Source organism: Priestia sp. AB, assembly GCF_028369225.1.
GTDB classification, from domain to species: Bacteria; Bacillota; Bacilli; order Bacillales; family Bacillaceae_H; genus Priestia; species Priestia megaterium.
On record NZ_JAQMYN010000013.1, the window covers coordinates 55,208 to 68,756 of the forward strand.

The window sequence follows — 13,549 nt, forward strand, 5'->3', positions numbered from 1 at the left end:
TGTGAACATGAAAAACTAATGATGTGAACCTACTGTAAACCTCAAAAAAACACATGTTGACCTACTGTTAACATGCGTTTTTTCACTTCATGGCTAAATCTTGTTGTTTTTCATTCAATTTTTGGAGCTTTTCTTGTAAACTTTTTTGTTCATCTTTATAGAGCTGAATACTTTCATCACTCGACTGAATCGCATCTTTTTTCATCGCAATCTTTGATTCTGCATCGGCTTTTTCCTCATTCACTTGGTACTTCATATCACGTTGTAACTCGTTCATTTCTTGTTACTCTAATCAATGCTAAATGTCCCATGAACTCAATAAACATTTTCTACATTTGAAATAGAAATCACCTTAATTTAATTCTTAAAAACAGATAATAAATGCTATTTGTTCATTGTTGTATTGTTCTCTCCTATTTTCACAAAACAGAGATTGGTGTTAACAAAAAACAACAAGTTTACCTTTAGTCGAACTTAATGATCACCTTTCTAACTTCCAAAACTTAAGTTAAACTAAAAACTACATAAGTTCACCATACATTCACCACAGAACACACCACCATTCATACAAGTAGAACTTAAGTTAAACTAACATCTTGACAGTTCATAATATAAACCATATACACAAATCTGAAACAGGAATTGTTGATTTTTTGTCGAAATCATATAAAATTAAATGAACAGATGACTGTGAACTGGGTGAATAACCACAAATTCAACAGGTGAATGACTGTGAACCAAGTGAACATAAGTAAACAAGATAAGTGATTGACCGTGAATTGAATGAACCCTTATAAAAATCATATGTGAATGACTGTGAACTGAGTGAATGTACATAAAATATTAGTAAATGGTGGTGGGTTAAATGAATACTTCTGAAAGTACAAATTTTATTGGCGTACCAGAAGCATCTGAGTATACCAATATTCCTCCTGAAACATTAAAAAGGTATTTAATTAATCATGAACAGTTTTTGAATTTCAAAAAAGAAGGTAGACGCTATAAAATAAGTATTGAATCACTAGATCTATTAAAAAAAATCCGTGAGCTCTATAGTGAGGGATTACTAAAAGATGATGTAAACGATAATTTAGCAAGTGATGGGCTTCCTATAACTATTACAGTCAAGAATCAAGAAGAGAAAGGCTCTATCTCTATAAACGATGAGCTGAGTGAAATAAAAAAGATGTTACAACAACAAGAACAACAAATGACACAGCAAATGCAATTTAATCAAAAGTTAGTAGAAGAGTTACAGAAAGTTAGCCAAACCAATCAAGAATTAAAGCAAATGATAAACAGAAAAGATACTGAGTTGATTGGTGAGTTAAGAAAAGGATTATCAGAAAGTAAAAGAATGGTTGAAGAAGCTTCTGCTAGTGCAGAGTTAGAAAAGAAAAAAACATGGTGGGAAAAATTAATGGGTAAATAATAATAAGCTTCTACTATCCTAGTAGAAGCTTATTATTATAGTGTTGTACATTATAAAAGTTACTGATTATAACATATTTTTAATGTATTGAGGAGGGGTATTTTTTTGACCCTCCTCATTTTTTAAAATGAATTGTATAATAAAACAAATTTATAGTTAGGGAAAAACAGTTAAAAAGAATTCTTTTGAGATATATTACTAATTTTTATTGAATTATGAGATTAATTAACGCTATAATAAAACTAACAAAAATGTCCGGAATAGAAAAAAGACTTCAACTGTTTAAGTAGTGCGACCAACACACTTAAACCGTTCACCCTAATCACAGTAGGGAAAACACTTGTCGAAGTCTCTTGTTAATAGAGTTAGTTTTTCTATAAAATAAAACTTATGTTTTTATTTTATATGAAATTGACATCTATTTCAAGGGCTTAGTTCATCAAAATCAAGGCATTGTTTTCCTTTTTCCAGGGAAACAGTGTCTTTTTTTGTGTTCCTTAAAGGAGAAGATGAACAAATGACAAAAATATTAACCTGTTATTTAAAAGATGTAGATACCTTCAATGGACGGTTCAAATGGTTATGGACCCACAAGTCCACGCTTAGGAAAAAGAAAGAAGAGTTTTTAGAGATTCTTTGTACCCACTTTAAACACCAACAATCTGCTATACATAAAGAATTTCCTAAAAAGAGAATGGAAATGCTCGATCATGTCATCTATAACCTAGTGGCTACAGGCATTCAAGCGATCCGTTCTGAAACGCTTATGAAGAAATTTAATGTGTCCAAAAGTACGGTTTCTCGTTTTGTACGTTCGTTAAAGGCGACACCATTTATCATTGTCGCTCGTTACATTAAAGAAGATACAACAGGTACTCATCCGGACAGTTATGTATTTATCCTTAAAAGTCATAAGAACTTTCATCACATTTGCGACGAAATCTTTTTTGCCCATGATACAACAGGGATACAAACGCTTCAACAAGAAGAAATGACCACTCCTGTGACATGTCCTGTGACGCATCCAGAAAGTGCTGAAAACGTTGATACACCAAGCTTAGAGGCCGATAAATCATCTGATGCCTTTATTAACCTTGATTTACCTGTAAATCATATAAATAATCATTTAATATCTGTTCCACAGTCATTCAACTATATCAAAGGTGTCCCTAAGAAAGTCAATCAAGTCTATGCAGGTAAATATGGGCATCAACTACAAGACTTTTATGCTCGTATCCAAAATGCTGCAAAAGCCGTAAAACGAGATACAGAGATTGAGATTGAAAAAGAGCAAGTACATGAGATTGCGTATACATCCGTTGTGGGATTAGATAAATATGTACATGAAGCCAATCAACAAGGCAATCCTTTATCCCTGCGGGATATGTGTCGATTAATCTATCAAATTGCGAAAAATCAATTCTATGAATTAACAAAACCTAAAGACCAGGATTATTCATCAGTATACGCAAATCAACAAGAAGTTATACATAACGGAAGCAAAGAAACAACATTGGCTACACCAAAACGAATTATCCGTAAAGAACTTGTTCCAAATTGGTTACAGGCTGAACAGCAGCAAGAAGAAGCTACAAAAGAAACAGAGATTTCTTTGGAACACCAGCTTGAAATGATTCAGTTAAAGCAAGATTTAGGTCAAGAGCTAACACCGGAAGAAGAGAACTTGCTGCAGGAGCACAGCTCTACGTATAGTTTGTTGGAGATAGCTCAGGTAAAACAAGACTTAGGACAAGCTTTAACGCCAGAGGAACAAGACTGTTTGCGTCAACATAACCAGTTAAAAGACACAGCTTCCTAATCAAAAAAAGTAGAAATTCCTTAGAAGCTAATGTTTTAATAGACTATGTTTACTTAGAATTGTGTTCTAAGTAAACAGTAACTACTAATCTACGCAGGAGGAGACTATTATGCCACATAAAATTACCTTAACAGGATCAGCCACAGGACCACTACGAGAATATGATCGCTACGTTGCCTTTGATATGCGTGAAAAAGGATCACCATCTGCGCCTAAGGGATTAAAGAAGAGTACCTTTATTTCGTATACAGTGTTTGTTGCGAAGAAAGCTTTTAATAAAACAGGTCTCACAAAGAAAAGCATCATGCATGAAAAGGTTTTAATTCAAGGGGAACCAACGTTAGACATTCCAATTGATGAATGTCCTGGTGAAGTAGGGGTCATCTGTTTTCAGATTACCGTTCTCCCAAATAAAAATGACAAAGAGAAGAATGAGTCAGATGCGAAAAAAGAACCTAAACAAGAAGCATCTACGCCTTCTGAAGTCCAAAAGAACACGGAATCTACTGTACAGGAAGAAGTACAAGAACCTATTTCTCAACCTGTAGCAAAAGAAGTAAAGCCTATTCAGCCAGAAGTACAACAAGCGCCTACAGAAGAGAAAAAGACTGAGGAAAAAAAGACAACACTACCCAACCAACCGAAGGGAACTCAGGATCTATTGAACTTTGATGATATTATCGTTCCTGAAGAGTTCTTAAAGACACGCCCAAACCCTGAAAAAACGCAAAAGGTGATCGATTTTGTGAAGCGTACGGGGCGTTTAGATGAGCCGTTGACGATCGAAAAAGGGTCAAAGATCTTAAAAGATGGATACCGTCGTTACGTGGTAGCCAAAACAGTCAAAATGAATCAAGTTCCTGTTGTATATGAGTATCAAAAGTAAGAACTCAAAGAAAAAGTAACGATTGTTTATCATTTCACTGACAAATTAGACAAAAATAGACTAAATAAAGTGATAACCTGTGTTCAATGGATAAAAAGGTAAATGAAACAGGGTTTAATCTCTGTTGAGGAAAGATGAACATCTCCACTACTATTCTCTATACGTAGCTTTCTATACATCTAAGTCGCGAATTGGAGGGAGATATAGTGACTAAAAATCAAAAACTGTGGACGGAGGAAGAAGATTTATTTCTAAAAGAACAATATGGGCGGATGACACTCCAAAAAATTGGTGAATGTTTAAATCGTAGTAAAGAATCGGTTAATAAACGGATCTCACGACTACAACTTCGCAACAACCAGAATGGCATACGCAAAAAATGGTCCCCTGACCAAGATACGTTCTTAAAAGTAAACATTAATAAAATGAACAATCGAGAGATTGGAAAACATTTAGGCAAGAGCCCTTCTTCTGTGGCGAATCGAATTAGGCTGTTAAAATTAGTACGAAAAACGTCATTACGTAGATGGACAAAGAAAGAAGATGAATACTTGGTAAAATGGTATGGAGTCAAGTCACTTGACCAAATATCTAGACGCTTACAGCGAAGTACACAAGCATTAGAGTCTAGGTTATATCGTTTAGGTATACGTGGCGTAAGAGCTCATCTGGGAAATGTTACAGTATATGAACTATCAGAGTGCCTGCAAGTTGATGTTCATACCATTTATAACTGGATTCAGAAAAGAGAATTGCCCTATAACATCTTGAGAGCAAATACACGAACATTTTTAGGAATTGACGTAGCAGCCTTTTGGAAATGGGCACAACAGAATAAGGAACTGATTAATTTTTCTAAGGTATCCCTGAATACTCTTATTCCAGAACCCGACTGGGTAAAGGAACAAAGAAAATATGATTATTTTAATCGACCTAAATATGAAAATAAAAAGTGGACTGAAGAGGAAGATGCACGTCTATGGTACATGTTTTACCAAGAAGGTCGTACTCAACAAGAAATTGGCCAACTAATCGGTAGATCAGCCCATGGAATTCAACGGAGATTACACCGACTACGGAAAAAGAAGTTACCTCAATAACTCCTACTTTTTATGATTGTTTTTACTGGTCCCACATACTAGTTCTTTCCATTGCACATTCATTTTGTGAAACAGCCTTTTTTATAAGAAAGGTAGCTCTATAGAAGCATAGAAATTTAGGTTATGCTTAAAAATGTTATATTTTACACTTTACTATTATTTATTGCTTTATTCCTTAAAGGAGAGGGCTCTATAAAGGGAGATGGGGTTCTCTTTTCTCCTTCACTGAGTAAATTGTGTTTTTTGGCTTGGTAATCTAGGAATTGCTGTTGTTAGCGATGTTCTTACGTTCTCTGAGGCAGTCTGTTTTTTATTTTCCATTATACTCAAAATCTATTCATACCTATAACAAAGACCGCCCATTATATATTAGTGTATAAGGCGGTCTTAACTGTATTCATGCTATATGATTATGACAAAAATATCGACAACATGCGTGGAACATCTTAATTTCTTTTATTCTATGTGAAAATCCCTTCCTTATGCCTACTTTTTCTCCAAAAATGATTCAAACTGATGAAAAGTGGACAGGCTAATAGATAAGGAGGGGTGGTTATGTTCTGGTGGAAGAATCCTAAAAGATCGAAATTTGGGAGATGGTTAGATCAAGAAGGTATTGCTCAGGTTGATTTTGCAGAGCGAAGTAAAGTATCAAGGAATACCATTTGGCGCATTTGTAACAATAGAGACTACATACCATCACCTGTTGTCATGAAGAAAATTATGAGTACTGTAAGAAGAATGGATAAAAACAAAAATATTCAAGATTTTTTCGATATATAAAAGGCACATTAATTGTGCCTTTATTTGTTATTTATGTTCAAAAATAAATAAAGACCGTAATCTGTTGGAACTGAAGCGTATCCCATTTGCCTCAACATAGCTGTGATATTACCGCGATGATATGTCCCATGATTGGCGATGTGAGGTAATAATTCTCTAACGCTTGTTTCCATTATTCCCCCAGCTGGATTCTCAATTACGATTGATTTATTTAAGTTTTGTTCTTGGTTGAGAAATAATTTATATCGTTCTGCTAATTTATGAAACATTATTTTTATTTCTTCTAAATTTTTTGCTTCTGTTTGTTCTTTCTGTTGCTCTGCTAAATTTAACGCATAACTCATACTTTCACCACAAAAAACTTCTATCCATCCAAGATCAGAAAGATAAACATGGGATAATACAGAAGATATAGATGGGAAGACGCTCTCGACTTTCTGGTGGTAAGTATCTTCCGGTAATTCTTTTAATCGTTTAAATATTTGTTTATTTGCCCATACGTGAAAATCAAAAAATTTTAATGTGAAATTGTCCATCTTAAAGTCTCCCTTTTTTTATTGCTTCTCTATACGTAACAATCTTCTTAGTCTTCTACGGCCATCAAAAATCCTTTTTAAGGTCTCCTGCTCATTTTCATTTAATTAAAAAAGTTATATAAAGTACCTATGAAGTTTTTATATTAAACTTTAAATACAAGTTAACATAAATTCTCTTCATGACAAACACAAAGAAGAACTGTATACCTTGCTAATTGTATTCAGAGAATTCCCTTGTATATTAGATGCACATTTAGATAGCATTAAATAAACTATATGTTTTAGGATATTTTTTGTTAGGATGTTCTAAACATATCTTTAGTTGTCAAATGTTTTCTTTAAAAAGTATAGTCTAGTCATATGTTGTGTGGTGCAATATAGAACCCTGAGAAGAGTTGGTTTGGAAATCCTCATTGTGTTTTCGAGTTAACAACATGCATTGCAGAAAAGCCACTGATATACGTCAGTGGCTTCTCTGTGTTTACGTTAAGCGTGATATATAAAGATAATTTCAGCATATTATAACTTTACTTTATTATCCAAATTATTTATAATTTACAAGTCGATTAGTAAGTTAATCACCACCTACTGAAGAATAATCGCTTTCTCATGCTAGGCCAATGCTATGAGAAAGCGATTGTTTTTTATTTATAAAAAAGATAACTAGTACTTTGTTGAAGTTCCCTTATGTAATTCATTGAACAGTTGGTCAATAGACTGGCTTACTTGCAGTGTACTCTCGCTTGTAATACCTTCTTCTTTTGCTACCTGAACCATATTTTCTTTGGCCTTTTCTATTTCTGTAAGTAACGCTTGTCTTAAACGAATCTTACATGTCTCCAAATCTCCTACCATCTACTTACCAATAATGTAAAACTTTACACTTATTTAACAGTAAATGTATTTTTAAACCATTTCAATTCCTAATTTATAAGGATTTAAAGGTAGCTTCTAGTCAATTTATCAGTATTTAAACAAAAAAAGCTACCTTATGGGCCGCCGTAATCCTACTCGTTATTTTCAAATAAATTAAAAGAAAGTTGCTCGGCTCTTTTCCTATGGTAATAAGCATTTTTAACGCGTTTTACTCGCTCTCTATTTTCAACATAATAATCTCGGTCAAGAACAGAAACGCAAACTTTACAGTATGGTCCAAGTTGGCCAAACCCATCGCTTTTATGATGATAGTTATTTGCATGCTTTAATTCGCCGCATTTACGGCAAGTCTTAGCGACAACTTGTCCGTCAGCGTCTGTGAAGTATACGAACCCTCTCGGCTTTTTTCTTTCTTCGTATTCCTGTGCCAGTAATTCTTCTCGTAAACCCATATTCGCTCACCTCCTCAGTTGTCTTGATATTACTACTAGTTCTCTTTTATTATACGAATTAATTTCTCCCGATACCAGCCCACATATTGATTGGTTTCCTCACGACATTAATTCTTTCTACATTAATAATCAAGCTGTTTCCAGAACCCTTTAGCAAGTCGTCGATAAGAGGTGTATAAAAAGGCTACCTCTCATTATCTTGAGATAGCCCGTTTTTAGGTAATTACAAACAATTTTCTAGCACTCTATGTTAAATTGATTTTTATTCCACCAGAAGAAGGTGATGGCCTCACTCTTGCTTCTTTCGTGTGTTTTGAAGAGCTTTTATATTTCTCCATCAATTCATAAATGCTTGCTACTTGTATAATGCGGATGTGTTCAGAATTAACAGCATAACGAACAGGTGTAATTAAAATAACGGAAGGGAAGATAGCTGCCCGTTCTTCAGGTTGCCAATGCAACGATTTCCACTCATCTGAAAAGAAAAACTCCTCATAAAGGTTTATCTTCTCCTGCATTTTCTGTTCAGAATACTGATTGCGTTGTACTTCAATCCAAAAAGGGGACCCTTTAAAGATACAAAACAGATCTGGTTCGATGCCTCCTTTTCTTCCAGTAGGTTTATCCTCCACAATGACGTGTTTAGGCGCGCCATACGTACACATTTGTTTATAGATGTCTAAAATGGAAAGGAAATGGAGTATTTTCTGTGAGTTCTTTTTGATTTTGGCCTCTACAGGTAAATAGACGGTTGGAGAATACTGCTGTGTACGTTCAATTAGCCCTAATCGATATAAACGCACCATGACACTATTGCAAGCATTTATGGGCGATTTGAGCTGTTTAAAGAAGAGGTCAACTAACGAGTCTCGATCCATGGCTCTAAACTGGTTGATAAACGCTATGATGTCTTTATCACGTTGAGATAACCGAAAGCTCATCGTTGTTCCTCCTTCTCTAATAATCCAAAGATAGGTTGTGGTACGACTTCTAGTTGTGGTTCAGGATCTTTTACCCTAGTTTTGTAAGGGGAAAGCAGTTCCTTGCACGTTTCTTCATCTAAGAAAAAAGCTTGAAACTCTCTTACATCATCAATTTTAATTTTCATTCGTCCTCTCGCTGCAGCATCGATTTCTTCGGCACCAAGTACGCCTGCCACTTTTGCATTTGTCGCATCTGCTTGCCTTCCAGAAATTCGCACTCGTAAATTCGCTTTTAACGCAGAGTTTAATAAATCCGCATCAGGGCGCTGCATGGCAATAATGGTATGGACACCTAGCGCACGACCTTGACTGGCGAATTGTTGAATCATCTCTACGAGATCGGTTTCTTTCTTTACGATGGACATCTCATCAATGACCACCACAATACGAGGCAGCTTAAAAGGTAGCTTACTGATATGTGTCACGCCATGCTCTAACAGTAAATCGCCTCTTTGATACATTTCAGCTCGTAATAAAGCAAAAGGCTTTCTCATATCCTTGGCTTCAAAGCAAAGCGCATCCACATGTTCAATCCCATGAAATAAGCCCAAATCCGCACGCTTTAAATCGACTAATACCAAACGTAACTCATCAGGTAATGAATGTTTAACCCATGTGGTGAGAATGACACGCATCAGACTGCTTTTTCCTGCGCCAATTTCGCCAGAAATCAGTAACGTTTCTAAGTCCGCAAAATCCCACGAAACAGAATTTCCATAAATATCTTGGCCAATGCATACTGGGAGTTCCATTTTTTCAATATGAGGATGAATCGAATCATATTTATAGTGGAGCATCTTAGGTAGGCTTTTGTGATGAACGGTAATACTAAAGTTCTTTAAGCTGCCGTTTATTTCGATGTTGCTGCCTAATACTTGTCGTAAGGCCCATCTTTTTTTGTTTAAGAGTTCAGGATCAATGCCATTCAATAAGGAAAAGGCGTACCGAGTGTACATATGATGGTTATCGATTTGATGAATTTTAGGAAAGAGATAAGAGGTCCGGTCTCCACGTTTCACCACTCGATAAATCTCTGCCGTACGAAACGCTTTAATTAATTGACCACGCAATTTTAGTTTTTCAAACATACACATTCCTCCTCAGAACATAAAAGTCGCAAAAAAGTAGATCAAGGCGCTATAGAAGGTGACAGGTAGAATAAAACGCATCACCTTTGCAAACTGATCCACAAGATCGATGACACCCCATAGCTCTAATATTCGTTCAATAATCGCAATTCCTAAGACGATGCCTCCTATGGTTAAGATAGTGGGGTCAAGCATGGCTAATGGACTAAAAGGAACAAAGGAATAGGCCCTGAAGGGACGAGGTCTCGTGAGAGGTGGTTTGGGAGATGGAGGCAAGATTTTTGAAAAGGTAAATACTTTTGCTTTTCTCATGCTGGTACCTTCTTTCGCTTTTTAAATTTTTTTGCTTTTTACACACCTGTTTTTTCAGCTCACCACATCCGGTCGCCCCCTTCGCCTCTTCGGCTCAGCTCCCTTACAGGTTCCACCAACGCCTTCACGAGGCGTATAAAGCTTGTATTAACGGGGGAGCGATACTGAACTAGCTACTGATTAAGTAATGAAGTTAAGATTCTTTAGATACTATGTAGTTACTGCAGTAAGCTTGCCTGTCCACTCAAAAAATAACAAAGAACCCTTACTGCAGTAGGTAAGGGATAGATAGTTATGTAACATGTGCTTAGTTTTTATACGACAGAGTTGTCTTAGTTACTTACCTTTTTTCACTAAGTACACAAAAGATTCAAAGCTGTTTTATGGCTGAGAGATATAAAATGAGATATGAATGATTTTATCCTCAACATTTGCAAACATATCCGGTTATCTTATAAAATAAGGGTAAGAAATAAGAAAGATAGGAAGACGAATCCATGTCCACAAAATTAGTGAATTTACGAATTGATTTCGCTTTTAAACAGTTATTTGGTACCAAGGGTAGTGAGGATATCTTAGCGGGCTTTCTAAACGCCGTTTTAGAAAAATCTTTGGAAGCACCCATTACATCTCTTCAATTGGAAGACCCACATCTTCACAAGGCTTACGAAGATGACAAGTTATCTATCTTAGATTTACTAGCCACATTGAACAACGGGACACAAGTAAATATTGAGATACAACTTCGTAATACGCATGACATGGTTAAACGCTCTTTATATTATTGGAGCAAACTATATACTTCACAAATGCAAGAGGGAATGCCTTATCGTGCCTTACGAAAAACCATCACCATTAATTTATTGGATTTCATTTTATTTTCTTCAGATGAAGAATTTCAGACAACAGGTCAGCTGTGGGATACAACTAAGCAACGTGTTTTAAGTGATGATATTGAAATTCATTTTGTGGAAATTCCAAAGCTTGTGAAACAGTGGCGTGAAGAAAAAGTCAACCCGTGGGAAAATGCATTTGTTCGTTGGATATTATTATTACCGGCTCATGAGGATGAACGTTTAACACAAACATTGGAGGAGATTGCCATGAATCAAGATCCAATTTTACAAAAAGCGATGGATAAATGGGAAAATATGAGTCACGATTCTTCTTTCCGAAGCGCATATGAAGCGCGTGAAAAACTATTGCTTGATGAGCAAGCTAAACTAGCCCATGCTCGTGAAGAAGGGCTAGAAGAAGGGAAAATCCAATTGATTCGTAGCATGCATGAGAATGGTATGCCATTAAGTGATATTGCAAAATTCACCGGATTAAATATAGAAGAAGTCAAGAAAGTAATACGATAAGAATAAATTAAACTGATAGATAAGTTATGTTATGATGGTGTTGGGAATAATACGTGAATCATTGAATGTATTCGACGTAGCAGAGAGCCACTTGTTTTATACAAGTGGCTTCTTAATGATTAAATACACTTATTTTGCACCAAAGCAAATACTCATGTCTAAAATAAAAAAACAATGACTGTATTTAATAAAGGGATTTACATATCTGAGGAAGTGTATATATATCGTTATTTCTATTTACCTCTCAACCAGACCCATGATAAATGGAGTAAGATCACTCAATTTGTCTTTATCACTAAGGATTTTCAAAAAAACATTGGAGACATGTTCAGGTATAGGTGTTTGACTATCTACAGTTGCTGTCAAAAAATAATATAAAAAATCAAAATGATTTTCTCTTCTCATTGCATCAATTAAATAATAAGCATAAAGACTATTATTTAATAGCTTTCTCCTTAAAACTATTCCAAAATCATACAAATCGTTAACAGTTGTATTCACAAGCTCTCGTCCCTTCTAAGCTTTATACGGGTAAAAAATGAATTTTACATAAGCTTACTTGTATAGGATCATAAACATAATTGATGTATGTATCTACTATATATTGAAAAAGGTTTATAACAGCAATAGACGACCTATTCATTTGGATTAGAAACGTGAGGTCGCCTACATTATTTTCATATTCATTTTTTATCCTTTCAATTTGCTTTATCAATAGCTTTATTCTTCTATATTTTCATCTTCTAACTGCCTTGGACTCTCATCATGACATTGATTAAATAAATACGTAAGGTACGAATGAAGTTCAAATTGGTCCTTTTGAATAAAATCAGACCATATTTGTTTGTTTTCTCCCATCATTCCTTCTCCTTTTTTATTTCATTCCTTTATCTTTACGATTTTCTAGCTAGTAACCTTTTACACGTACAAAGTCACTATTTGAAAAGAAACTGAGAAAACTCTTTACTAAATTAAAATCAATAAATATCTTCAATACCGGATAAGCGAATAAAAAAAATATTTTGTTTTTCATCTTTTAAAGACAGTGTCTGTTCATGAAGGTTAAGATTGTAAACACGACCTTTACATGTTTGTAGTGACCCATTTTCATAATAGTTAACTGTAACTGCTCCATTTTTGATTAGCTTTTTCAAAAACATAGATTAATCCTCCTTTTAATAAATGAAATGCAATTAGTAAAAATCTAAAAAGATAGATCTCGGATTGCCGGATTAACTATTTGATACTCCGTTTCCAACTCATGTAAGGTTAATTCATAAAGCTGTTGGTTTCCTTTTTTATAGATTCCTAAATGGATTAAAGAGTCTATAACCGAGTTTTTTTTACGTTGTATATCAGAGTGGATTTGTTCACTCATTATCCCACCGCCTAATTTTAGAATGGTCGTTGGCATGATTGTCAAACTATTTTAATTCATTATAAAGCTCGCCAGTTACAAGAAAATGAAAATGAAGTAAAACTGATGTAATAAATAAGTAAATTCGATTAGATAAGTATATATTTGTCCTATCTATTTACTTTAAAGTTAGTATTTATCGCATCGACCCATAATTAAAAATATCCCTATGAATTTCACTTTTAAGAAGTTCCTTTTCATAGTCCTTGGATTCTTCTCTCAATCGATTCTAAAACACAAAAGATTGTATTCATTATTCACTGTAATAACTCCCCATAAAAACTAACATTAGGTATATTATGGTATCCTTTTTTGATTAATGAAATACTTTCTACAAAACTTCCTTTAAACTTACATAAAATCACAAAGTAAGACTAAATAATCTCACAGTAGGTGATGAGTAGATGATTATAGAGTATGCACTCTTCTTTAGAGATTGTTCAATTACTTCTTTTGCTTGAATTCCGTTTTGTACTACTCTTACATTTTTCATAAAACAAC

Annotated in this window: 18 protein-coding genes; 6 read left to right on the plus strand and 12 right to left on the minus strand. The window is 34.6% G+C overall.

The genetic code is table 11. From position 1 onward, the window contains the following. Positions 1–82: 82 nt before the first annotated feature. On the minus strand, positions 83–277 hold the full coding sequence (locus POF52_RS25780) for a hypothetical protein (RefSeq protein ID WP_271996166.1): 195 nt from the start codon (positions 275–277) through the stop codon (positions 83–85). 588 nt (positions 278–865) lie between these two features. Here POF52_RS25780 and POF52_RS25785 point away from each other — a divergent pair. From POF52_RS25785 to POF52_RS25805, 5 genes are all read left to right on the plus strand, one after another. Beyond that, entirely contained in the window at positions 866–1,432 is a 567-nt protein-coding gene (locus POF52_RS25785; protein WP_176586424.1) for a hypothetical protein, read from the plus strand. A gap of 517 nt (positions 1,433–1,949) precedes the next feature. Further along, the gene (locus POF52_RS25790) at positions 1,950–3,251 is read left to right on the plus strand and encodes a replication protein (RefSeq protein ID WP_271996168.1); all 1,302 of its coding nucleotides are present in this window, start codon (positions 1,950–1,952) and stop codon (positions 3,249–3,251) included. Between the two features lie 109 nt (positions 3,252–3,360). Next, positions 3,361–4,137, plus strand: a complete 777-nt coding sequence (locus POF52_RS25795; RefSeq protein ID WP_271996170.1) for a plasmid stabilization protein — start codon at positions 3,361–3,363, stop codon at positions 4,135–4,137. 206 nt (positions 4,138–4,343) lie between these two features. After that, a complete protein-coding gene (locus POF52_RS25800; RefSeq protein ID WP_271996172.1) occupies positions 4,344–5,237 on the plus strand; it encodes a sigma-70 family RNA polymerase sigma factor in 894 nt (297 codons plus the stop codon). Positions 5,238–5,792: 555 nt separating this feature from the next. Then, entirely contained in the window at positions 5,793–6,020 is a 228-nt protein-coding gene (locus POF52_RS25805) for a helix-turn-helix domain-containing protein (RefSeq protein ID WP_099000595.1), read from the plus strand. 20 nt (positions 6,021–6,040) lie between these two features. On the opposite strand, the gene POF52_RS25810 is transcribed toward POF52_RS25805, so the two are convergent. The 6 genes from POF52_RS25810 to POF52_RS25835 form a co-directional block, all read right to left on the minus strand. After that, positions 6,041–6,556 (minus strand): DinB family protein, encoded by a 516-nt coding sequence (locus tag POF52_RS25810; RefSeq protein WP_271996177.1) that lies wholly within the window; start codon positions 6,554–6,556, stop codon positions 6,041–6,043. A 663-nt stretch (positions 6,557–7,219) separates the two neighbouring features. Then, positions 7,220–7,399, minus strand: coding sequence for an aspartyl-phosphate phosphatase Spo0E family protein (locus POF52_RS25815; RefSeq protein WP_255323670.1), 180 nt, complete (start codon positions 7,397–7,399; stop codon positions 7,220–7,222). A 164-nt stretch (positions 7,400–7,563) separates the two neighbouring features. Beyond that, positions 7,564–7,884: a hypothetical protein gene (locus tag POF52_RS25820; RefSeq protein ID WP_271996180.1), complete on the minus strand. Its 321-nt coding sequence runs from the start codon at positions 7,882–7,884 to the stop codon at positions 7,564–7,566. A gap of 245 nt (positions 7,885–8,129) precedes the next feature. Then, positions 8,130–8,825, minus strand: coding sequence for a hypothetical protein (locus POF52_RS25825; RefSeq protein WP_271996182.1), 696 nt, complete (start codon positions 8,823–8,825; stop codon positions 8,130–8,132). After that, positions 8,822–9,955, minus strand: coding sequence for an FtsK/SpoIIIE domain-containing protein (locus POF52_RS25830; protein WP_271996185.1), 1,134 nt, complete (start codon positions 9,953–9,955; stop codon positions 8,822–8,824). Before POF52_RS25830 ends, POF52_RS25825 begins: the two co-directional genes overlap by 4 nt. Positions 9,956–9,967: 12 nt before the next feature. Beyond that, positions 9,968–10,267, minus strand: a complete 300-nt coding sequence (locus tag POF52_RS25835; protein WP_271996186.1) for a hypothetical protein — start codon at positions 10,265–10,267, stop codon at positions 9,968–9,970. A 497-nt stretch (positions 10,268–10,764) separates the two neighbouring features. Between POF52_RS25835 and POF52_RS25840 the strand changes: the two genes are divergently transcribed. After that, entirely contained in the window at positions 10,765–11,631 is an 867-nt protein-coding gene (locus POF52_RS25840) for an Rpn family recombination-promoting nuclease/putative transposase (protein WP_271996187.1), read from the plus strand. Positions 11,632–11,868: 237 nt separating this feature from the next. Here POF52_RS25840 and POF52_RS25845 read toward each other — a convergent pair whose 3' ends face one another. From POF52_RS25845 to POF52_RS25865, 5 genes are all read right to left on the minus strand, one after another. After that, positions 11,869–12,132 carry a hypothetical protein gene (locus tag POF52_RS25845; RefSeq protein ID WP_176586267.1) on the minus strand — a complete coding sequence of 88 codons (264 nt, stop codon included), beginning with the start codon at positions 12,130–12,132 and terminating at the stop codon, positions 11,869–11,871. A gap of 219 nt (positions 12,133–12,351) precedes the next feature. Continuing rightward, the gene (locus POF52_RS25850; protein WP_271996190.1) at positions 12,352–12,489 is read right to left on the minus strand and encodes a hypothetical protein; all 138 of its coding nucleotides are present in this window, start codon (positions 12,487–12,489) and stop codon (positions 12,352–12,354) included. A gap of 119 nt (positions 12,490–12,608) precedes the next feature. After that, a complete protein-coding gene (locus POF52_RS25855) occupies positions 12,609–12,791 on the minus strand; it encodes a YolD-like family protein (RefSeq protein ID WP_176586266.1) in 183 nt (60 codons plus the stop codon). Positions 12,792–12,835: 44 nt separating this feature from the next. Continuing rightward, complete coding sequence (locus POF52_RS25860; RefSeq protein WP_271996193.1) at positions 12,836–13,009, minus strand: Fur-regulated basic protein FbpA; 174 nt, start codon at positions 13,007–13,009, stop codon at positions 12,836–12,838. Positions 13,010–13,409: 400 nt separating this feature from the next. Then, positions 13,410–13,541 (minus strand): hypothetical protein, encoded by a 132-nt coding sequence (locus POF52_RS25865; RefSeq protein WP_271996195.1) that lies wholly within the window; start codon positions 13,539–13,541, stop codon positions 13,410–13,412. Positions 13,542–13,549 lie beyond the last annotated feature (8 nt).